The sequence below is a fragment of the Aminobacter niigataensis genome (assembly GCF_946995915.1).
Lineage (GTDB): Bacteria > Pseudomonadota > Alphaproteobacteria > Rhizobiales > Rhizobiaceae > Aminobacter > Aminobacter niigataensis.
The window spans coordinates 1742273-1764400 of the sequence record NZ_OX341517.1 but is presented as its reverse complement, the minus strand read 5'-3'; the positions used below and the strand labels follow the sequence as shown (position 1 = coordinate 1764400).

Sequence of the window (22128 nt, the reverse complement as noted above, 5' to 3'; positions counted from 1 at the left end):
GACGAGGAGGACAAAATGGCCAGATGGCGTGTTGCCGGCATCAATTTCGATCACATGCATATGGGCGACCTGCTGCGTGAGGTGCATCAGCATCCCGATGCCGAGATCGTCGGCATCTACGACAGGCAGCCCGAGCGCATGGCTGCCGCGATCGCCAACTTTTCCATCCCGGCGAACCGCGTTTTCACCGACCTGGACGCCTGCCTCGAGGCGACAAAGCCGGATCTCGCGATCATCTGTGCGGCAACGGCCGAGCACGCCGACCATGTCGAGCGCGTCGCCCGCCACAAGGTGCATGTGCTGGTCGAAAAGCCCTTCGCGTCATCGCTGGCCGATGCCGACCGCATGATCGCGGCGATGAAGCCGACCGGGCGCCAGATGGCGATCAACTGGCCGCTCGCCTGGTATCCCAGCCACAACACGGCGAAGCACCTGATTGATGACGGCGCCATCGGCGAGGTCATCGAAGTCCATTACTACGATGGCAACCGCGGACCGCTCTACCACCTCGCCGACAAGGTCGAGGTCACGCCGGAAGAAGTCGAGGCGGCCAAGTCGCAGTCCTGGTGGTACAAGAAGGCTTCCGGCGGCGGCAGCCTGCGCGACTATCTCGGCTACGGCGTCACGCTGGCCACCTGGTTCCGCAACGGCGACAAGCCGGTCGAGGTCACTTCGGTCGTGGACCAGGTCCCCGGCATCGAAGTCGACCAGCATTCCATCACCGTCTGCCGCTATGCCAGTGGCCTCTCCAGGTTCGAGACGCGCTGGGGCACCTTTACCGACCCATGGACGCTGCAGCCGCAGCCGAAATGCGGCTTCGTCATCGTCGGCAGGGACGGCACCATTTCCAGCTACGACTACGAGCCGCATGTCACGGTGCAGACCCGCACGCGGCCCGAGGCGCACCAGATCCCGGTCGACGTGCTCCCCGTCGGTCGTCGCGCGCCGATCGAATATGTGCTGGATTGCCTGGCGAAGGATCAGCCGATCTCGGGCCCGCTCTCCCCGACCCTGTCGCGCATCGGCCAGCAGATCACCGACAGTGCTGCCCTTTCGGCCGAACTCAAGCGCACCGTCGAGTTGCTGCCATGAGCGGGACACCAAGCGAAGACGCCTATGCGCTAAAGGCCGCCGAAACCAGGCTGGTCGCGGCCCCCGACCTCGCCTATCGCCCGCCCCGGCCGAGGACCTATGCGCCGCGTATCGCGCTCGTCGGCGCCGGCGGCATTTCCTTCGCCCATCTCGATGCCTATCGCAAAGCCGGTTTCGACGTAGCCGTCATCTGCAACCGCACGCTGGCCAAGGCCGCCGAACGTCGCGACGAGTTCTTTCCCAATGCGGCGATCACCGACGACCTTGCCGCAGTTCTCGTCCGCGACGACATCGAGGTCCTGGACATCACCACCCATCCGGCCGAGCGCGAAGGCATGATCGAGCGGGCGCTTCTCGCCGGCAAGCATGTGCTGTCGCAGAAACCCTATGTGCTCGACCTCGACACCGGCGAACGCCTTGCCGACCTTGCGGAGCGACAGGGCGTGAAGCTCGCCGTCAACCAGAATGGCCGCTGGGCGCCACATCTCGCCTGGATGCGCGAGGCGGTTCGCACCGGCCTGATCGGCGACCTCGTCTCCTGCCACGTCTCGATCCACTGGAACCACGGCTGGATCAAGGGCACGCCCTTCGAAGCGATCGACGATCTCGTGCTCTATGATTTCGGCGTGCATTGGTTCGACTTCCTGGTGAGCCTGATCGGCGACCGCGCCACCTCTGTCTATGCGACCCGCGCCCGCGCCGCCGGACAGGAGGCACGGCCTCCGCTTCTTGCACAGGCGCTGGTCGAATTCGACGGTGGGCAGGCTTCTCTGGGCTTCGACGGGGCGACGCCCTTCGGCCCGCAGGACCGCACCTACATCGCCGGCACTGGAGGCAGCCTGTCGAGCACCGGCCCCGACCTCGGCATTCAGGCGGTGGAATTGACGACCATGGCCGGTACGGCACGGCCCGCGCTCGCAGGCAGCTGGTTCAACGACGGCTTTGCCGGCACGATGGGGGAGCTTCTGTCGGCCATCGAAGACGGCCGCGAGCCGCTCAACGGCGCCCGGGCCAATCTGCGGAGCCTTGGGCTGACCTTCGCCGCGATCGCCTCGACGCATCGCGGCACACCGGTCGTGCCCAGCGCCGTTCGCGGCTTGGAGGAGGCGAAACGTTCTCCGGGCTGAGCCCGGACCAACGCCTCGTTCCAAGGTTTCAATCGACCCGCAAGACCGTCTGTCGCGTATTTAGACAGGCCCAGCCAACACACGAAGCGGCGCTCCACCCAACCACGCGCCGATATTCTCGAGCGCGTCCCCATAGTAGACGCGGTAGTTGTTTTCAGACACATAGCCAATATGAGGCGTCGTGATCAGCCGGTCTGAGCGACGGAGCGCGTGATCAGCAGGCAACGGCTCGGCATCGAACACATCGAGTGCCGCCCCACCGATGGCCCCAGCATCGAGTGCAGCGACCAGTGCCTCGGTATCTATGAGACCACCGCGCGAGGTATTGACCAGCAATGCTGTGGGTTTCATTTTTCGCAGCTCATTGGCGCCGATCATATGCCTTGTGGTCTCGGAGAGGACCATATGCAAGCTGACGACATCGGCGGCTTCCAGCAGATGCCCCAGGGACGGGGCTAGGGTGACGCCGGCATCGAGACAACGGGCGTGGGTCAGGTTGGGACTCCAGGCCAATGCCTCCATCTGGAAGGCCTTCGCATAGCGCGCAATCACCTGTCCGATACGGCCGAGCCCGACGATGCCGATGGTCTTGCCCGCGAGATCGACCCCAACCGTACCCTGCCAATGGCCATTGGTCCGTATCGCCTGATGTTCCTGCGGAATGTGCCTGGCCAGCGCCAGAAGCAGACCCCAGGTGAGTTCGGGCGTCGGCGTGGAAATGCTGCGAGTGCCGCAAACCGTGATGCCCTGTCGCGCCGCGGCCGCCAAGTCGATTGCGGCATTGACCATGCCCGTCGTGACCAGCAACTTCAGCCGCGGCAGCTTCGACAAAAGGCCTGCATCGAAGCGCGTCCGCTCGCGCATCGCAACAATGATGTCGGCATCGGCGATCGTCGCCAGCGTATTCACGCTATCCATCGGAAGATGACTAAAAGTCAGCTCGACCTTGCCCTGAAGACTGTCCCAGTCAGCGCATTTTCTCGCTGCATCCTGATAATCGTCAAGCACGACGCAATTCAACATAGGACCACCCGGAATGAGCTATTAGTCATGCGTCATGCGGGCACGGGCCGCGACGACTTCGATCTCGACCTTGAATTCCTCGCGGGTAAATCCGCTGACGATCATCAGGGTCGATGCGGGTGCCGGGTCGGGAAAAAGCCGATCCCTCACCGACATGTACGGTTTCATGTAGGCCCTGTCGGTGACGAAGGCGTTGATCCGCACGACGTCCGCCAGGGACATTCCGCCTTCGGCGAGAATGACGCGGATGTTGTCGAAGCAGCGTTCTGCCTGCTCGGCGACATCAGGCGAGATTTCGCCATCGGACGATATCCCCAATTGCCCTGAACAGAAGATCAGTTCGCAATCGGCAGCCACGGCGACGCCATGGCTATAGGCCGCGAGTGGGGGCTGGATCGATTGAGGCAAAAGGTGCCTCAACGCGCTTTTGGTGTCATTCATCTCATGCCTCAAATCACTGGATGCGAAGCCGCATCTCCCTGTCTCTCGAACGAAGGGGACGTGCGAGCGACCTGTTTCGACTGCTGGTTTCAGGAAATCCCGCGGCTCAGTTGGCAGCCTGCTCGGCCATCACTTCCTGCGCCACGCGAAAGCACTCGAGCGCCCGTGGAACGCCACAGTAGATGGCAACCACATGAATGGCCGCCCTGACCTGTTCCTTCGTCACGCCGTTCGCATTCATTGCGGCACGGCAGTGAATCTTCCACTCGTGCATCTGCCCAAGAGCACCGATCATTGCGAGGTTCATCAGGCTTCGGGTTCTTACGTCGATGGCGTCATCGCTCCAGCCGAAGCCCCATGCCCAGGCAGTCATCGCTTCCTGAAAGGGCCGCGTGAACTCATCGGCTTCGGTGAGGTTGGCAGCGACATAATCTTCGCCGAGTGTCGCACGTCGCTTCGCCACGCCGCGTTCGAACAGCTTGTTGTCCACGTTTTCTACCTTGATATGTTGATGGCGTTCGTTCGCGCGGCGCAGCGTCGGCGATAAACGTCAGACTTCGCTTTTCACGCTGGCTGGATCCAGGCCGCAGCCACGGAGCACAAAAGTCGTCACCTCGGCAACGATGCGCTCGCGGTCCAGGGGTTGCCCATCCTTGACCCCCATGATCGCGCGAACTTGCGATTCATAGTCGGCGTAATATTGCGTCAGCGCCCAAAGATGGAACATGAACAGGATCGGGTCGAGGGGCTGGATAAGCCCGGTGCTGATCCAGCGCTCGACGACGAGCGCAGCCTTGCGGCGCCGCGCCGTCCACTGTTTCCACAGCGGCGCCATGAATGTGCCGCCACTTAGGACGTCATTTGTCAGAAGCCGGGATTCCTGGGGAAAATCGAGCGCGAAATCGAGCTTGCTGCGGATAAGCGCCGAGATCGCCTCGACGGGATCGGCGTGCTTGCCCGCAAGCGTGATGCCCTTGCCCCATCGGGTGATGGCGCGGCGCATCACCTCGGCATAAAGCGCTTCCTTGCTGTCGATGTAATAGTGGAGATGCTGCTTGGAGATGCCGGCGCGCTCGGCGATCCCCTGGGTCGACGCTCCCTTCGGCCCATGGAGCGAGAATTCCACGATGGCCGCATCATAGATTGCGTCGAGCACCTGCTTGCGCTTGGCAGCGGAGTACGGCGTGCGTGGTGCATCAGCTGTTTTCATGGATCACAATTCGATGCGAAGAGTGGAGCTGAACGCACGGCTGCAGCACAGGGCAAGTTTGTTCTTACGCTCACGCGGGCTCAGGCAGAAGTCACGGTGATCGGGCTCGCCATCTGAATAGTTAGTCACGCAGGTACCACATACACCTTCCTCGCACGAGGTCGGAACATCAATACCGTGGACGCGCAAGACATCCAAGATGCTCTTGTCGGAGGGCACCACTAATTCTTTGCCGGATTGCGCAAGAATTACCGCAAATTGCCGGCTCTCGCCTTCCGCCACGTCTTCTCTATTGGCCGCGAAATGTTCGACATGCACCTGGTCGGAAGGCCAGTGTGCAGCATGCGACCGCACTGCCTTCATGAAGCCGTCCGGACCGCAGAGATAGAGATGCCGACCATCTGCAGTTCCACCCAGCAATTGGGCAAGGTCGATCTTCTCAGGCTCGTCAGCGGCGTCGAAATGCAGCCGCATGTGCGCCGCAAGTTCGGGACGCCCCAGGCGCTCGGCGAAAGGCAGAAAAGCCCGTCCACGCGCGAACAACGCAAGATCGAAGTCGATGCCCCTTGCAAGCAGGGTTTCCGCCATGGCCATCAGCGGCGTCATGCCGATGCCACCGCCGACAAGCAGAACACGGGCCGAGCCCGGTTCCAACGCGAAATGATTGCGCGGGGTGCTGATCTCGAGCCGATCACCAGCTTTGACGCTGTCATGCATCGCCGCTGAACCGCCTCGCCCGTTCGGTTCCCGTTTGACGGCGATCACATACCGCCCGGTCTCGGTCGGATCGTTGCAGAGCGAATATTGCCGAACGTACCCTCCCGGCGCATAGACGTCGACATGCGCTCCCGCATCGAATGCAGGCAGACAATAGCCGTCGGCTGCCCGCAGGTCGAAGCTGCGAATGTCTTGCGTCTCGTCGATGATCTCTTGGACCACGACCTGGAGCCGGGAAGGAGTTGTCATTCTATCCTCGTACTAGGCACTTGCATGCTTGCAGGCGTTATTTGGTCTCAAGTTGCTTCCGCACCTCGAGCCCGACGCCCTTGTTGACGAACTGATCCGTGACGGCGGTCTTGAGGTCGATCTCGCCAGGCTTGTAGAGCCCGACTTCCACCATCTCGTCGTGAAAACCGGCAAGGCGCTTGAGATCGATGGCTCCGAGGCCCTTGTCTACGGCGTCGCCCGTATCGGCGAGGCCTCGCCGTTGGATTTCTGCGACCTCCGCCTCAAGCTTCTCTTCAGTCATCTCCGGATTGTCTTCGCGGATCAGGGCATAGGCTTGCTTGCGGTCGCCGTAGAGGTAGTTGTTCCATCCAATGATCGAGGCATCGACGAAGCGCTGCACCAGGTCCGGATTGTCCTGGATGAGTTCACTGCGCGTCTCGATGATGTTCGAGTAGGCAGTCCAGCCGTAGTCGGCGAGCATGAATACGTCGGGCTTGAACGTGTCGACGTAAAGCGCTTCCGCGGTGGCATAGGCTTGCTGCACCGAATCCGGCTTGGTCAGGAACGGCGCCAGCGTGTAGTTGTATGGCTTCACCTGGTCGTCGCTGAAGCCGAACTTCAGCTTTAGCCATGGCCACCAGGTGAACTGCGCCGGCTTGCCGATGAACACCATCGGAGCCGCCTTCATGTCGCCGAGTTCCTTGTACCGGCCAGGATGCGCCATCAGTGCCTGCGGGTCCTTCTGGAAGAAGGCTGCCACGATCGTGGTGGGTATCTTGGCCCGGTTGTTTTCCAACGCATTCTGAGGCGACGGAGACAACAGGAAGTCGACCTTGCCGGCCGGCAACAGCGCGCGGGTGTTGACCTGCGGCCCCCCCTGCACGATCTCGACGTCGAGGCCGTACTTCTTGTAGGTGCCGTCGGCAATCGCCTGGTAGAATCCACCCTGACTGCCCTGAGCCTTCCAGTTGGTGGCGAAGCCGACCTTGTCTTGCGCATGGGCCGCCATGCCCGATCCGATCAGACCTCCAGCCAGAGCGGCTAGAGCCAAGCCCATACGCTTGAGTTTAGTTTCAATCATCCCATTCATGGTGTTTTCCTCCCAAGTAGCTGTAGCCGATTGTGACCGTCACTCCCGCCCGACGATCGTGGCCGACTTTCCTCTGTTCAAAAGATCCAGCGGATCGGCGACGCCCTTCATGGCTATCTGCTCCTGATCCGCGACCCGGCCACACTCCTCAAGCGTGAAGGCATGGGCATTGCGAACCAGGCAGCCGTCGGCGGCAAATTCCTGCGCCAGTTCCGCAAGCCGCTCCTGCGAGCTGTAACGGACGAGCGGCAAGCAAGAGACCCGCGGGGCGCCCCCTACCCTGGTGAATTCATGGTGCATCAGGACCTCGTCGCCGTAGCGTGCCATCTGGCGCGTCACGAGCTCCGGATCGAATGGCTGCGCCATCACAAATTGCAGGTAGGTCCAGCCTCTATCCTTCTTGAGCACTTGCAACGTCGTGTGATTGAACGCGCATTCGTGCATCGGAGGCAGTTCCGCATGCTCAAGTTCATCCTCGTCCATGGCGAGAGTGATTTCACCACCGAACGAAGCGGCGAGTGCACGAAACGCTTCAAGATGACTCCGATTGACGACTCCAAACATCGCATGGCGGGCCGCATCGAAATGGGACCCGAGCGACTCGTAATACGGAGCGAAACGCCCCTCCACCGCACTCAACTGGAAAACATCCAGATCTGGGGTGGCGTGGACGACGTTTCCGAACCGGAGCACATCCTCATAGCTCGCAAACTGGGTAATGCAGTGTATCCAGTCTTCCGCAGCCACCAGCCCGAGTTCGAATTCCAGCAGGATGCCGTTTGTTCCCCATGCGTGGAGAATCGCATCCACCTCGTCGCCGGCGAGCGTGATGATACGTGGCTCCTCCTCGACCGTGAGCACCCGTACGGAGCGGACGAAGTGCGATTCCTGAATGATCCCGTGCCGTATCGACCCGATGCCGGCGAGGCCGCCGGCAATGAAGCCGCCGATCGTCGCGATGCGTTGCGTCGACGGAAACATCATGAGTTGTTGGCCGTGTTGCTCCACCGCTTCCTGGATAACCGAGATGCGGCAACCGGCCTGGACGCGGACATAGCCGTCGCCAACCTCGATGATGCGGTCGAGCTTCGTCATGTCGATGACCGCACCGCCGGCCAGCGGCACGCTCTGGCCGTAGTTGCCGGTGCCGCCGCCGCGCAGCGTAAGCGGTACCTGATGGCGGGCCGCCGCAGCGGCGATCGCCACGATCTCTGCTTCATCGCGAGGCTGCAGCACGACGTCAGCGCGACAGTCCTTCAGACGGGCGTCCAGGATCGGTGAGTACCAGTAGAAGTCACGAGATTTGAGCCTGAGCTGCTGCGGGTCCGTGGACTGGGTGATGCCAGGGAGATCGGCCTGCAGCGCCTTGAGGTCAAAGGATGCTTGGGTATGTATCATCAGAATTTCCCCGACCTAGCTTTCGCTCTTGATTTCGCTCTCGTGCCAGTAGCCGAGGAGCCGCTTCGACAGCCAGATGTTGATCATGAAGATCGCCATGCCGCACATCGAGACGAGCACCAGGGACGAGAACATGCGTGGAATCTCGTTTCGGAAGCTCGCTTCTAGAATGCGGGAGGCGAGGCCGGTATCGCGACCGGAGGCACCGGCAACGAACTCGGCAACGACCGCGCCGATCAGCGCCAGCCCGCCGGCAATCTTGAGACCCGCCATGAAGAAGGGCAGAGCCGAAGGGGCAAGCAGGTAGCGGAACGTCTGCCAGGGCGTGGCCCGGTAGAGCCGGAACAAGGCCTTGAGATTGTGATCCGCGCTGCGCAGGCCGATCACGGTGTTCGACAACATGGGAAAGAAGGCGACGATCCAGGCGCAGATCAGCAGCGCAGCAAAAGTGCTGTCCACGTAGATCATGATCAGCGGCGCGATGGCGATGATCGGCGTCACTTGCAGCATGATGGCGAAGGGAAAGAAGCTAAGTTCAATCAGCGGCGAAAGGGCAAAGACGGTGCCGATCAACGCTCCACTTAGGACGGCAAGAGCCAGAGCCATCAACGTCAGCCTCAGCGTGAACCAAAGCGAGGACTCAAGGGAGGAAAAATTCTCCACCAGGGTCTGAAGAATAAGGGATGGCGCCGGCAGGATGTACGGTGGCACGGCCTGCTGCCACACGTAAAACTCCCAGGCCGCCAACCAGGCGAACATGGTTGCCAAGGGCAATGCGAGCCGCAAGAATCGCTCGCCGTTGCCGGTCACAGCCGCTTGCACGGCACGGGGCTTTTGGCTTTCAGTGGTCGACATCGTTTCCATCCAGCGTGCTCCTCAGCGCCTTGCTCACTTGCTTGCAGTTCTCGGCGTACTCTGCCGACATTCGGAATTCGTCGTCACGCGGATAGGGAGCCGAGATGGTGATATCGTCGACAACGCGACCGGGGCGCGCCGCCATGACGATGATGCGATTGGACAGATAGACGGATTCCCACACGCTGTGCGTGACGAAGATCACCGTCAGATCGTGCTCCGACCAGAGCCTCAACACGTCGTTGTTGAGCTTGACGCGCGTCATCTCGTCGAGAGCCGCAAACGGCTCGTCCATGAGCAGGACGCGCGGCCGCGTCACCATCGCCCTGGCAATGGAGACGCGCATCTTCATGCCACCCGACAATTCACGCGGGTAAACGGCAGCGAAATTCGCCAAACCGACCTGCTCAAGGGCTTCCTCGACGAGCGGCTGCGCCGCTTTGCGACTGGTTCCGACAAGCCTCAAAGGCAGATAGACATTGTCGAACACCGTCGCCCAGGGCATCAGCGTCGGCTCCTGGAAAACGAAACCGATGTCATGCACGTGCTTGCTGGCGGCGCCTGACTCCTTGCTCCACTCGATCGAACCCGTCGATGGCGCAGTAAGTCCGGCGATCATGCGCAGGGCCGTGCTCTTGCCGCAGCCCGATGGCCCAAGAAAGCTGATGAACTGCCGCTGGCCGATATCCAATGACAGATCGCGCAAGGCGACGGTCCCGTTGGCGAAGCGCTTGTCGACGCCGCTGATACGGATCAGGCTGTCGGCTTTCGTCATGGTAGGTACAATTCCCATTGCGGTCACCACGCCGGCTCGTTGGTGAGCCATGTGAGGGGCGCCTCATGGATCTCCCGCAGCAGTTCGACGAATCGCTCAGCCACGAACTCAAGCCCCTGCTTGCCCTTGTCGGCAGTTGCTGCGGCAGCATCCCCGCAGGCCCCGCACGGATGCAGATCCTGAATCTGCCAGCCCAGCTTTGTCAGCGGACCGATGGACAAATGCGTATTCGTCTCGGCCAGGCGCTCATGCAGCCCGACGAACCGCTCCGCCTTGCTCATGTCGACGAGGTCTGGACGCAGCGCCAGCATCATCGATGTTTCCTTGTCTCCCGCATGGATGCCGAACCTCGATTCGGCGGCGCTGAAGAGGCCGGACGGCATGCCGAATGCATGCGTGGCGGTCGCCACGGTGAAAAGGCCATGGCGCACACGAAGATCACGCGCAACGATGTCCAGCACAGCAGTTTGCCCGCCATGGCTGTTCAGAAGCACCAGCTTGCGTACGCCCGAGGCCGCAACGCTTTCGCCGATATCCATCAGCACGCGCAGCAGCGTGTCGGCCGAGAGCGTCAGCGTGCCGGGGAAGCGGCTGTGCTCATTGCTCTTTCCAACGCGCTGACCGGGAAGAAAGACCACCGGCAGATCGTCCGGCAGCCGCTTGATAGTCTCCGCGACCACGCCCTCGCTGATGGTCGTATCCACGGAAACAGGCAGATGCGGGCCGTGCTGTTCGATTGCCGATACAGGCAAAACGGCGATCAGCTCGTCGCGTTTGAGTTTGGCGAAAGCGGCACTTGTATAGTCGGCCCAGTATCGCAGCATCGTGTCCTAACCTCCCAGGTTTCAGGCATCCTTACCATTTGTAAAAATACTTTGCGTTGGTTCAAACCTCGTGTCAAGCCACCTGCCATCACACTGAACAAGGATCTAACCGTCGCCTGATTTTCACCCCGTTTTGCCCCCGGACCGCAGAAAGCCATGCCCTGCATCACAACCGGCAGAGTGGACGGAGTCTTCGGAACTCACCCATTTCGCCCTGACCGCCCTCCAAACAGGCCCGGCGCGGTCCTCAACGCGCTGCCATGAAACGCCCAATTCGCGGTATTTGCGCTACGAAAGCGGCCAAATCACACCGTTTGACACGGCGCGCCTCCAAGGCGTACTTTCCACATGTAAAAATACTGTACGAAAGATCAGACGTCTGTTTCGAGAGCAACACGCATGCCGGCTGGCATGCCGTGGTACCCAACTTGGTGGAGGCAGGTGCATTGGAGCTTCGTCAGCTGGAATATTTCCTCGCCATTATCGAGGGCGGGTCTCTCTCTAAGGCGGCCACGGTGGTGGGCATAGCCCAACCAGCCCTAAGCAGGCGCATGCGCCAGTTGGAGGAGGAACTCAACGTTCAGCTGTTCTACCGCCATGGGCGCGGCATCCGGCTGACCAGCGAAGGAAAGCAGCTTCAGAGCGTCGTTGCTCCGATCATCCGCGATCTGGAGCAGGTTCGATCTGAGCTCAGGGAAAGTTCCGTCGTGCCTACCGGCAAGATCAGCTTCGGTGTGCCACCGTCCATAAGTGCCGCCATCGGCGCGGAGATCGTTGCCAAGTTTTCGCGACGGTTTCCCCATGTGAAAGTACACCTGGTCGACGGGCTGTCCGGCTTCATCAATGAATGGCTGACCGCGGGGCGGATCGACATGGCCGTCATCAATCACGCCAGGCGCTCACCGTACATGCGAATGGACTACCTGATGTCCGTCGATTTGTTTCTCTTCGGTCCGCGCGATGACATCGATGCAATTTCCCCCAATTCCGATGTCTTTCCGACCAGCGATCTGACCAAGCTTCCTCTTCTGCTGGTTGGCCGCCATCACGGCTTGAGACGCGAGTTGGACGGTGCCATGCGCAAGCTTGGCCTCGAGCTCAATGTCAAAGCGGAAGTCGATGCGTTGGTTGCGCTAAAAAACCTCGTACGCGGCGGCCATGGCTTCACCGTTCTGCCACACGGCCTGATCCTGCCGGAGGTCGGCAACCGCGATTTCGGCTTCCGCCGCCTCGTCGAACCAGGGCTGCGCCAAGACTTCATGATTGCGTTCTCGCTTCAGACACAAACCACACGCGCCATGCGGGAACTGGCCAAGCTGGTTCGCACCGAAGTCAGCCTGGCCTTGAATGACGGCCGGTTGGTAGGTCACGTCGAGCAACGCACGACGGCCAGGATTGGCGATTGCGCCGAAAGGCTCCAGGCCGCCCTGTCGGGCGTTCTCTGATCAGGACTGCATTGGCATAACCAGCAGGCATCACCGGGCGCACGGCGGCCCGGCATTGCGTTCGCGTCCACGCATGCAGCCATGTCCCGGCGGCACGAGCCGATAGGTCCGCCCGCGCCACGGATCAAATCCGCCTCGCGTGCGACGATCTCCCTTTGCTGGCCATCTATGCAACAGTCCATGGAGGACGGCCCGACACGACCGGCGATCGCTTGTCTGTGTTTTGGGAGAGTAGCGCCGTCGGGCCATGCGACTTAGCCAGCTATGCCCAACCAGCATATCTTCTGTTCCCCGCAGGCGCATGGAACCCACTGGGTATCTGCAGCACAGTGGTCCCGACAACAAAAGAATGCACCGCGCATTTGAGGGTCGGCGCGACCAGCCGCGATACATCGCAACCCGACCTTCCCGCCGCACAAGGGCAGGCCCGTCACGACCTCGACGGGACCTCCAATCGGGCAAACCACCAACAGGAGTATATCAAAAACAACGTCAGGCGGGGCCTACGTGAGCGTTATCTGCAAGCAACTCTGGGAGGAGAAAAAATGAACGGAATGATAGCAACGAGCCTAAAGCGATTGAGCTGTGCGATGTCGCTGGTGGTTGGTCTGGTTGGGTCGGTCGTGACCGTCCAGGCGCAAGACAAGGTCGCATTCGCGACCAATTGGAAGGCTCAAGGCAGCCATGGCGGCTTCTACCAGGCGGTCGCCGACGGCACTTACAAGAAGTTTGGCCTCGACGTCGAGATCGTCCAGGGCGGGCCGCAGATCAACACCCGCGCTCTGCTGTCCGCAGCAAAAGTCGACTTCCTTTTGTCGGTGCCACAGAATGTTCTGGAGAATTACCGAGCGAACATACCGACGGTCATGGTGGCGGCCCTGCTCCAGAAAGACCCGATAGCGGTGATGGCGCATCCGGGAAAATTCAAGGACATCGCCGATATGCGTCGCGCGCAAACAATCTATGTCGCGCGCCCTGCCCAATTCAGTTGGTGGCCCTGGGCAAAACGTGCGTTTGATCTCAGCGATGATCAGGTGAAGGCATACAACTACACCATGGCGCCGTTCCTCGCCAATCCAGAATCCATTCAACAGGCCTACGCCACGTCGGAACCGCTCTACATCGACGCGTTCAAACCGGACGTGTTCCTGCTCGCAGATTATGGCTGGTCGGCCTACTCCAGCGTCATTGAAACGCGCACCGAACTGGTCGACGACAACCCCGACCTGGTCAGCCGTTTCATCGACGCGACCATGATCGGCTACAGCAATTTCCTCTATGGCGACCGCACCCCAGCCTACGACCTGATTCGAAAAGACAATCCCGAAATGACGGTTGAAAAGCTCGACGCCGAGGTCAACGAGATCCTCCGCCTGGGCCTCATCGACGGCGGCGACGCCGTGGAACGTGGTATCGGCGCTGTCGATCTCAAGCGTTTCTCCAAGTTCTATGACGACATGGTGGAAGTCGGGCTCTACAAGCCCGGCGAAATTGACCTCGCCAAGGTCGTCACCGACAAGTTCGTAAACAAGGCTGTCGGCGTCGACATCCGCAAGCGGGCTCAAGGCAACTAGCAGAAGCGGCTCGGGCCATCGCGCGAGCCACACCGACATGCCAGGCAACTTTCGGCAATAAGCCGAAAGTTGCCGTTGGCTTGGCGGGTCACTATGGCCGCTCAGGTAAACTCAAATCGCCGATCCAAAGGTGCCGCCAGCGGCCACCGACTCGGGCTTGCGACGCTCACTAAACCAGTTGCGTAAATTTGCGCGCGTCGATCTGTGGGTGCTCTCGCACCCCACAAGGCTGGCCAATCGAGGCCTTCGCCTCTCCGTTCATGCCTGCACGGAGAAGCCACCATCCACGGTCAGGGATGCGCCCGTCACGAAGTCGGACGCAGAGCTCGCCAGGAACACAACTGGACCGGCGAGTTCTTCCGGCCGACCCCAGCGTTTTGCCGGAGTCCTGTCGATCACATGCTGGGCCAGGCCCGCGACCTCGCTGCGCGCCGAAACCGTCAGATCGGTATCGATCCATCCTGGCAGGATGGCATTTACCTGGATATTGGAAGATGCCCAGGCGGTAGCCAGGGCTCTGGTGAATTGCACAAGTCCACCCTTGCTCGCCGAATAGGCAACGGAAAACGGCGCTCCGAACACCGCGAGAATTGACGCGATGTTGATGATCTTGCCGCCACCCCTCGCCTTCATGCTGTCAAATACCGCCTGTGACAGGTAAAATGCGCTCGACAGATTGGTGTCGATGACATCCTTCCAGTCTGCCTCGGAATAGTCCTCGGGAGTTTTGCGGATAGCGATCCCGGCGTTGTTGATGAGAATGTCGACGCCGCCGCATTTTTCGACAATGGAAGCGACAAGTTTCCTGCATTCGCTCTCAGAGGTTACATCAGCCTCGAAAAACAGCGCATCAAATCCGTCTGCCTTCAATGCGGCGACCGCGTTCTTTCCCTTGTCCCGGTTGCGTCCGACAAGAACCGGAGTTGCCCCGGCAGCCGCAAGTCCTCGAGCCATCTCAAGCCCAATCCCGCCATTCCCGCCAGTTACGACAGCCACTCGTCCATCAAGTTTGAAAAGGTCCACGCGTTTTTCCTAGGTCTTTGAATTCGTTATGGAAACCCTGCCGCGCGAAGTCGCGCAAAATGGCAACGGGTTGCCAGCCAAGGCTGCTGGCGGATTCACGCCACACTCAGCGCCGCTATTCCGCGCCGGCTGCAAGTTCCCTAGCGCGGGCGCGAAGCATGAACTTCTGCACTTTTCCCGTGCCGGTCTTTGGCAGTTCACCGAAACTGAAGTGACGCGGCGTTTTGTACGGCGCCAATCTTTCTCGGCAATATGCCTTCAACTCTTCGGAATTGACCCCGGCATTCGGCCTCACCTCGATGAATGCATAGGGCGTTTCGCCCCATTTGGGATCGGGTGCGGCGACCACTGCAGCAAGCAGGACGGCCGGATGCTGATGCAGCGCGTTCTCGATCTCGATGCTCGAAATGTTTTCGCCGCCAGAAATGATGATGTCTTTCGAGCGGTCCTTGATCTCGATGCTGCCGTCCGAATGACGGACCGCCATGTCTCCCGTATGGAATACGTCGTTGAGGAAGGCTGCGGCGGTCGCCTCGGCATCACGATAATAGCCGGCCATCACGGTGTTGCCCGCCAGCACGATCTCTCCGAGCGCCACGCCATCCGCCGGCACGTCCTTCGCCGCGTCATCAAGGACGCGAACGCGACTGGCCGAAATGTGCCTTACGCCTTGCTTCGACAGTTCGACGGCTTTCGCCGCCGCATCGAGCGAGTTCTGGTGTTCGGCGAGCGTCTGCATGGTCACCGGCCCGAAAGATTCAGTAAGACCGTACAGGTGCGTGAGGTCAAAACCCAACGCATCGAGTTCATTGATCAAGGTGCTGGTCGGAGCCGCCCCACCCATGGCGACATTGACGCGCCGGGCCGGGTCGTGACCTTCTCGAGCCGGGTGATTGAGAAGCATGTAAAGCACGACCGGCGCGCAGGACATGTGCGTGACGCCATGTCTTGCTATCTCGGCAAAGACAACGCCCGGGTCGACCTTGTCGAGGCAGACATGCAGCGCACCGGCCGCCGTGACGGCCCAGGTGTGGCACCACCCGTTGCAATGGAACATCGGCAGCGTCCACAGATAGGCGGAACGCGAATTGAGCCCGAGGGCCAAGACATTGCCGATCGAATTGAGGTAGGCGCCGCGGTGATGGCAAACCACACCCTTCGGGTCGCCCGTGGTTCCTGACGTGTAGTTCAGGCTGATGGGCTGCCATTCGTCCACGACGGCCGTATTCTCGAGCGCTATATCGATGCCGTCGTCGGCGAGAAGGTCGAGCACATCCAGGCTGGCATGCCGTTCGCCATCGTCGGCGAAAACGACGCATTGAACGTTTTTGGCCTTCGCGGCCAGGCTGGCAACGTCACGGCTCGCGGCATCGCTAAGAACCATTCGGCTTTCGGCATGGTTGAGAATGAAGCCGACGGCGTCGGCATCGAGCCGCGTGTTGACGGTGTTGAGAACCGCCCCGATCATCGGCACGGCATAATGCGCGGCAAGCATCTCGGGCCGGTTGCCGGCCATGACGGAGACGACGTCTCCTGCCTGCACGCCTCGCTCTTTCAAGAAACGGCAAAGCCGGCCGACCATCCGGGCAAACTCGCGATAAGTCCAACGTCTGTCGCGCCAGGCAACCGCCGGCCGCGTCGGAAAAACTTCGACCGATCGAAGCAGGAAATCCACCGGCGTAAGCGCAACGCAGTTCGCCGGGCGCGCCGACAGATGTGGTTCCAGACGCATTGATAATTCTCCCCCTCTTCGGCCGGCGCCTTGGCACGATAGCCAGCGCCACCCCAATCACATCGACAAGACGATTTTTCCGGACACTTCCCGCGCGGCGAGCGCGTTCAAAGCGAGCCCGGCTTCTTCGAGGCAGAACCGCCTCTGAATCGACGGTTTGATCTTCCTGCGGACATAAAGATCAGTCAGTTCGGCGACGGATTCATGATGCCGCTGCGGATCACGCTCCATTGCCGCGCCCCAAAACACGCCCCTCACGTCGCAACCTTTCAGCAGCGGCAGGTTGAGGGGAAGACTTGGCACACCCGCCGCAAAGCCTACGACCAGGTAACGGCCCTGCCAGCCAATCGACCGCATGGCCGGCTCGGCATATTCTCCCCCGACGGCATCGTACACGACCGACGCACCATCCGGGCCGCAGGCAGCCTTGAACAAGCCGGCCAGGCGTTTCTGGCCCTCGCGCCCCAGTTCGCCGCGCGGATAGAGCACGGTCTCATCCGCCCCAAGCAACCGGGCGATCCCCAGCTTCTCTTCGGTTGAGGCAGCCGCGACGACTTTGGCGCCCAGGGCCTTGGCGAGTTCGACCGCCGCCAGCCCCACGCCCCCGCCGGCTCCCAGCACCAGCAGGGTTTCGCCCTGCCCCAGTGCCGAGCGGTCGCGCAAGGCGTGATAGGCCGTGCAGTAGGCCATCAGGAAGACTGCCGCGTCGTCGTATGGCATGCTGTCGGGAATGGGCGAACAACGAGCAGCGTCGACGCAGACATATTCTGTCATGCCGCCCCAGCCGAGCATCGCCATGACCCGGTCGCCGACGCAAGGCCAACTCACGGCTTCGCCGACCGCCTCGACAATTCCTGAGACTTCGGCACCCGGAGAGAATGGACGCTCGGGCCTGTATTGATAGCGGTCGTCGATAATCAGCAAATCCGGATAATTGATCCCGACTGCCCGAACCCGGATGCGCACCTGGCCGGGCGCGGGCTCAGGTATAGGCACGCGCCTCAATGCGAGCGTTTCTGGCCCGCCAGCCTTCTCGCTGAGGACCGCCGCCATCGTGTCTTGAGGCTCTGACGCCTGCGTCATGTTGCAAGCGCTCCCAGCCCAACGTAGAGCTCGAGCGCTTCGGGGTTTGCCAGTGCTTCCTGGTTCTTGACGGGTCGGCCATGGACGATGTCGCGGACGGCGAGTTCGGTGATCTTGCCCGACTTGGTGCGCGGGATGTCGGCGACGGCGACGATCTTCGCCGGCACGTGGCGCGGGCTGGCACCGGTGCGGATTTTGGTGCGGATGCGCTTTTCCAGCTCCGCGTCCAGCGAAACGCCCGGGGCGAGGCGGACGAACAGCACGACGCGCACGTCGTCCTGCCAGTCCTGGCCGATGCAGATCGCCTCGGCGATCTCCGGCATCTGCTCGACCTGGTTGTAGATCTCGGCGGTGCCGATGCGCACCCCGCCCGGGTTCAGCGTCGCATCCGAGCGGCCATGGATGATCATGCCGCCATGGGCTGTCCATTCGGCGAAGTCGCCATGGCACCAGACATTGTCGAAGCGCTCGAAATAGGCGGCGTGGTATTTGGCGCCGTCCGGATCGTTCCAGAAGCCGATCGGCATCGCCGGGAATGCCCTGGCGCAGACCAGTTCGCCCTTTTCCTCGCGCACCGGCTGGCCGTCGTCGTCCCAGACCTCGACGGCAAGGCCGAGGCCCGCACCCTGGATCTCGCCCGTCCACACCGGCTCGGTCGGCACGCCGAGCACGAAGCACGAGACGATGTCGGTGCCGCCGGAGATCGAGGCGAGGTGCACATCCTTCTTGATGCCGTCATAGACGAAGGCAAAGCACTCCGGCGACAAAGGCGAGCCGGTCGACGAGATGGTGCGCACGGTCGAAAGATCGTGGCTGTCGATAGGTCTCAGGCCGGCCTTGCGCACCGAATCGATGAATTTCGCCGAGGTGCCGAAATAGGTCATCTGCTCGGCCTGGGCGAAGTCGAACAAAACGTTGCCGTCGGGATGGAACGGCGAGCCGTCATAGAGCAGCAGCGTCGCCTCAGCGGCCAGCCCCGAGACCAGCCAGTTCCACATCATCCAGCCGCAGGTGGTGAAGTAGAACAGTCGGTCGCCGGCTTTCAGCCCCGCATGCAGGCGCAATTCCTTGACATGCTGGATCAGCGTGCCGCCGGCCGAATGGACGATGCATTTGGGAATGCCGGTCGTGCCCGAGGAAAACAGGATGTAGAGCGGGTGCGAAAACGGCAGCGGCTCAAACGTCACCGGCCTGGCTACGAACGGCGCCAGGGCAGCCTCCAGCGCCTCGGCCTTGGCGATGGACGAGGCCACGTCGCTGGCCGTGCCGAGATAGTCGACCACCAGCACCTTGCTCACGGTCGTCAGCTTTGCGGCGACCGCTGCGACCTTCTCGCCGACCTCGATGTGCTTGCCGGCATACCAGTAGCCGTCGGGCACGATGAAGACCTTCGGTTCGATCTGGCCGAAGCGGTCGAGCACGCCCTGTGCGCCGAAGTCGGGCGAGCATGACGACCACACCGCCCCGATCGAGGCGGCTGCCAGCATCGCCGCCACCGTCTCGGGCGTGTTCGGCATCATCGCAGCGATCCGGTCGCCTTTTGTGACGCCGAGCGAAACGAACAGTTGCTGCAGCTTCGACACCAGGGCCGCCAGTTCGTCCCAGGACAGCCGCCGCTCGACCTTGTCTTCGCCGCGAAAGACGATCGCCTCGCCGGAGCCCGCGCCGCGCAGCAGGTTCTCGGCGAAGTTCAGCCTGGCATCGGGGAAGAAGGCAGCGCCCGGCATCTTGTCGCCGTCGACCAGCACGCGGCTGCCCTTGTCGCCGACGATGCCGCAGAAGTCCCAGACCAGGTCCCAGAAGCCCTCGCGCTCGTCCACCGACCAGGCGTGCAGTTCGGCATAGCTGGAGAATACCCGCCCGGCGCGGGCAGACACCTCGGCCATGAACGCCGTCAACGGCGCTTCCGCGACCTGCTTGGCGGAAGGCACCCACAGCGGCGTTTCAACGGACATCGGCATCTCTCCCGATTTAGGCATGCGCCAAACCGCCTCTTGCGTCAGATCCGCATGGTTGCATTGACTCTTCGCCAGCTTAAACTGATATCTGTGATCACAGATATTGACCTACTCGATTCTATTGCAAACTGCAAACGACCGAGCCGTGAAATGTTGCCGCGCATGCCCTTTTTGCAGGCCAGCAAGGCGCGGCTGTCGTTCGCGCCCCTCACGAATTACAACCCCCAGCGAATGGATGACTTGATGACTCGCCCCACCCCAGATCGCCAATCGTTGCGCGAGGCGCTAGCCGACGGTGCACGCCATGGGCGCTATGTACTTCGCAACTTGCGGCTTTGTTCGGCCCTGACAACCACGGGATCCACGGCGGCTGATGCGGAATTCATGCTCACCGATGTAACGATAGAGAATGGCAAGATCGCAGCGACAAACCCTACGGGCTGTGTTGCTGCCGACGCTGGCACTCTTTCGATCGATGCCGGCGGAAGGGTTGCCTTGCCCGCATTCGTCGACTGCCACACGCATCTCGACAAGGGCCATATCCTGCCGCGAACGCCTGAGGCGGATGGTTCATTCGCCGGCGCCATGACCGCCACCATTTCCGACCGCACGCAAAATTGGTCGCATGAAGATGTAGCGCGACGCATGGATTTCGCGCTCCGATGTGCTTACCACTACGGCACCATTGCAATCCGCACGCATCTCGATTCCAAGCCGCCACAAGATGCGATCTCGTGGCCGGTGTTCCAGGAACTGCGCGACCAATGGCGCGGACGCATCGAACTGCAGGCCGCCTGCCTGTTCGGCATCGATCTGGCACGCGATCAGGTCGCACTCGAAGACATCGCCCGGCGTGTTGCCGCCGCTGGCGGCATGCTCGGCGCAGTGGCATTCCCCACGCCGGACCTCGACATGCTGCTCGACCGGATGTTTGCCACGGCCACCCGCTTCGGAATGGACCTCGATTTCCATGCCGACGAAACTGCCGATCCCTCGGCAGACGCCCTACGTCGCATCGCCGAGGCCGCGCTTCGGTCTCGCTTTTCCGGAAAGGTACTTGTTGGGCATTGCTGCTCGCTGGCGAGACAAGACCATGCAGCGGTCGATGAGACGCTCGACAAGGTCGCATTGGCTGGAGTGGCAGTGGTTTCACTGCCGATGTGCAATCTCTATCTGCAGGACCGTCGCAACGACGGCACCACGCCACGCTGGCGCGGCGTCACGCTGTTGCATGAAATGAAGCAGCGCGGCATTGCCGTGGCACTGGCTTCCGACAACACGCGCGATCCGTTCTATGCCTATGGCGACCTCGACATGATGGAAACCTATCGGATGGGGACCCGCATCCTGCACCTCGATCATCAGGTGGGAGACTGGCCGAGGGCGGTATCGGCTACGCCGGCTGCAATCATGCGTCTCGACGGCAAAGGTGTGATCGCCGAAGGACAGCCCGCCGATTTCACCCTGTTCGAGGGCCGCACATGGTCAGAACTGCTGTCACGTCCTGAAGGCAACCGCATCGTTGTCCGGCACGGCGCCCCCATCGACGCGCCGCTGCCATCCTACGCGGAACTTGACGACCTTTCAGGCCTGGCGCTGCAATGAGCAGTCAAAGCATATCGGCGGCCGGTCCTTCCGGCCGCCGATATGGGGCAATGGGCTGCGGCAGTTGGACAGGCATCGATGATGGATGCTTATGGAATGCGCCAGGTGCACTCCGTCTGGTCTGCCGCGGCAACCATGCCCGTACCTCTAGCTGAGCATCTGAAGGTCGCCATCGACGGCTATGGCTTGGCCCGTTGTTGTTCGAAACCGCAGCGATGCCAGGCAGACAATGGTGTCCGCAATCTGCCGGGGTGAAACGAATTCCGCGATCGAGGCGCACTTCAGGGCGTCCTGCTTCATTTCCTCGAAACTGATGCCGCGAAGCTCCGCCTTCTGGGCGAGAACCGCATCCTGTCTTTCGCCGGAAACGATACCTGGCAGGATTGCGTTGACGCGAATCCCCAGGCTGCCCAGTTCCATCGCCAGGGATTTCGTAAACCCCACGACCGCCCATTTCGACGCGGCATAGGGTGTCCTCAATTGAAACCCCAGCCTGCCCGCCGCAGAGGACATGTTGACGATGCTCGGGTTCTCGCTCGACTGCAAATGCGGGATGGCAAGACGAACGCAATTGAACTGCCCGGTCGTGTTGACGTCCAGGGTCCTGTCCCATTCCTCGGGCGTGATCTCGTCGACGCGCCCCACCGGTCCGGCGATGCCGGCATTGTTGACCAGGCAATCTATGCCGCCGAGCTGCTTGACCGCATCGGCGAAGAATTCGGCAACAGAAGCCCGGTCGGAAACATCGCAATAGGATGCCGTCAGCCTGCGATGCAGCTGCCTCACATTCGCCAGGCCGTCGCGATCGACGTCGCAGATATGCACATAGGCGCCCTCGTCGAGGAAGGCCTTGGCGATCTTCAACCCTATCCCGCCAGCGCCTGCGGTAACAATGACACGCAGTCCCTTCAGCCCGAGATCCATC

Annotated in this window: 20 protein-coding genes; 5 read left to right on the top strand and 15 right to left on the bottom strand. The window is 61.5% G+C overall.

The annotated features are described in order from the left end of the window. Positions 1 to 15: 15 nt before the first annotated feature. Entirely contained in the window at positions 16 to 1092 is a 1077-nt protein-coding gene (locus O1Y97_RS08575; RefSeq protein ID WP_183264547.1) for a Gfo/Idh/MocA family protein, read from the top strand. Then, a complete protein-coding gene (locus O1Y97_RS08570) occupies positions 1089 to 2219 on the top strand; it encodes a Gfo/Idh/MocA family protein (RefSeq protein WP_318763729.1) in 1131 nt (376 codons plus the stop codon). The genes O1Y97_RS08575 and O1Y97_RS08570 overlap by 4 nt, the downstream gene beginning before the upstream one ends. Before the next feature lie 60 nt (positions 2220 to 2279). Here the strand turns inward: O1Y97_RS08570 and O1Y97_RS08565 are convergent, their stop codons facing one another. From O1Y97_RS08565 to O1Y97_RS08520, 10 genes are all read right to left on the bottom strand, one after another. Continuing rightward, entirely contained in the window at positions 2280 to 3227 is a 948-nt protein-coding gene (locus O1Y97_RS08565) for a D-2-hydroxyacid dehydrogenase family protein (protein WP_318763728.1), read from the bottom strand. Between the two features lie 36 nt (positions 3228 to 3263). Further along, complete coding sequence (locus tag O1Y97_RS08560; protein WP_108606949.1) at positions 3264 to 3683, bottom strand: RidA family protein; 420 nt, start codon at positions 3681 to 3683, stop codon at positions 3264 to 3266. A 106-nt stretch (positions 3684 to 3789) separates the two neighbouring features. Then, on the bottom strand, positions 3790 to 4173 hold the full coding sequence (locus O1Y97_RS08555) for a carboxymuconolactone decarboxylase family protein (protein ID WP_318763727.1): 384 nt from the start codon (positions 4171 to 4173) through the stop codon (positions 3790 to 3792). Positions 4174 to 4233: 60 nt separating this feature from the next. Further along, positions 4234 to 4893 carry a TetR family transcriptional regulator C-terminal domain-containing protein gene (locus O1Y97_RS08550; protein ID WP_318763726.1) on the bottom strand — a complete coding sequence of 220 codons (660 nt, stop codon included), beginning with the start codon at positions 4891 to 4893 and terminating at the stop codon, positions 4234 to 4236. Between the two features lie 3 nt (positions 4894 to 4896). Then, the gene (locus tag O1Y97_RS08545; protein WP_318763725.1) at positions 4897 to 5859 is read right to left on the bottom strand and encodes a PDR/VanB family oxidoreductase; all 963 of its coding nucleotides are present in this window, start codon (positions 5857 to 5859) and stop codon (positions 4897 to 4899) included. Positions 5860 to 5896: 37 nt separating this feature from the next. After that, entirely contained in the window at positions 5897 to 6931 is a 1035-nt protein-coding gene (locus tag O1Y97_RS08540) for an ABC transporter substrate-binding protein (protein ID WP_246389727.1), read from the bottom strand. A gap of 39 nt (positions 6932 to 6970) precedes the next feature. Next, positions 6971 to 8329 (bottom strand): FAD-binding oxidoreductase, encoded by a 1359-nt coding sequence (locus O1Y97_RS08535; RefSeq protein WP_183264554.1) that lies wholly within the window; start codon positions 8327 to 8329, stop codon positions 6971 to 6973. Between the two features lie 15 nt (positions 8330 to 8344). Further along, entirely contained in the window at positions 8345 to 9184 is an 840-nt protein-coding gene (locus O1Y97_RS08530; protein ID WP_108609729.1) for an ABC transporter permease, read from the bottom strand. Beyond that, complete coding sequence (locus tag O1Y97_RS08525) at positions 9171 to 9977, bottom strand: ABC transporter ATP-binding protein (RefSeq protein ID WP_108606944.1); 807 nt, start codon at positions 9975 to 9977, stop codon at positions 9171 to 9173. Before O1Y97_RS08525 ends, O1Y97_RS08530 begins: the two co-directional genes overlap by 14 nt. A 5-nt stretch (positions 9978 to 9982) precedes the next feature. Further along, complete coding sequence (locus O1Y97_RS08520; RefSeq protein ID WP_108606943.1) at positions 9983 to 10783, bottom strand: creatininase family protein; 801 nt, start codon at positions 10781 to 10783, stop codon at positions 9983 to 9985. Between the two features lie 446 nt (positions 10784 to 11229). On the opposite strand from O1Y97_RS08520, the gene O1Y97_RS08515 reads away from it, so the two are divergent. Further along, entirely contained in the window at positions 11230 to 12228 is a 999-nt protein-coding gene (locus tag O1Y97_RS08515) for a LysR family transcriptional regulator (RefSeq protein WP_183264555.1), read from the top strand. 155 nt (positions 12229 to 12383) lie between these two features. Further along, positions 12384 to 13802 carry an ABC transporter substrate-binding protein gene (locus O1Y97_RS08510; RefSeq protein ID WP_318763724.1) on the top strand — a complete coding sequence of 473 codons (1419 nt, stop codon included), beginning with the start codon at positions 12384 to 12386 and terminating at the stop codon, positions 13800 to 13802. A gap of 258 nt (positions 13803 to 14060) precedes the next feature. On the opposite strand, the gene O1Y97_RS08505 is transcribed toward O1Y97_RS08510, so the two are convergent. From O1Y97_RS08505 to O1Y97_RS08490, 4 genes are all read right to left on the bottom strand, one after another. Then, on the bottom strand, positions 14061 to 14825 hold the full coding sequence (locus tag O1Y97_RS08505; RefSeq protein WP_183264556.1) for an SDR family NAD(P)-dependent oxidoreductase: 765 nt from the start codon (positions 14823 to 14825) through the stop codon (positions 14061 to 14063). Between the two features lie 115 nt (positions 14826 to 14940). Continuing rightward, on the bottom strand, positions 14941 to 16557 hold the full coding sequence (locus tag O1Y97_RS08500) for an AMP-binding protein (RefSeq protein WP_318763723.1): 1617 nt from the start codon (positions 16555 to 16557) through the stop codon (positions 14941 to 14943). Between the two features lie 57 nt (positions 16558 to 16614). Beyond that, positions 16615 to 17640 carry an NADPH:quinone oxidoreductase family protein gene (locus O1Y97_RS08495; protein ID WP_318763722.1) on the bottom strand — a complete coding sequence of 342 codons (1026 nt, stop codon included), beginning with the start codon at positions 17638 to 17640 and terminating at the stop codon, positions 16615 to 16617. Next, complete coding sequence (locus tag O1Y97_RS08490) at positions 17637 to 19595, bottom strand: acetoacetate--CoA ligase (RefSeq protein WP_318763721.1); 1959 nt, start codon at positions 19593 to 19595, stop codon at positions 17637 to 17639. Before O1Y97_RS08490 ends, O1Y97_RS08495 begins: the two co-directional genes overlap by 4 nt. A 246-nt stretch (positions 19596 to 19841) precedes the next feature. Here O1Y97_RS08490 and O1Y97_RS08485 point away from each other — a divergent pair, with 246 nt between their 5' ends. Beyond that, positions 19842 to 21203 carry a cytosine deaminase gene (locus tag O1Y97_RS08485; protein WP_318764175.1) on the top strand — a complete coding sequence of 454 codons (1362 nt, stop codon included), beginning with the start codon at positions 19842 to 19844 and terminating at the stop codon, positions 21201 to 21203. 147 nt (positions 21204 to 21350) lie between these two features. Here the strand turns inward: O1Y97_RS08485 and O1Y97_RS08480 are convergent, their stop codons facing one another. Beyond that, positions 21351 to 22127 (bottom strand): SDR family oxidoreductase, encoded by a 777-nt coding sequence (locus tag O1Y97_RS08480; protein ID WP_183264782.1) that lies wholly within the window; start codon positions 22125 to 22127, stop codon positions 21351 to 21353. Position 22128 lies beyond the last annotated feature (1 nt).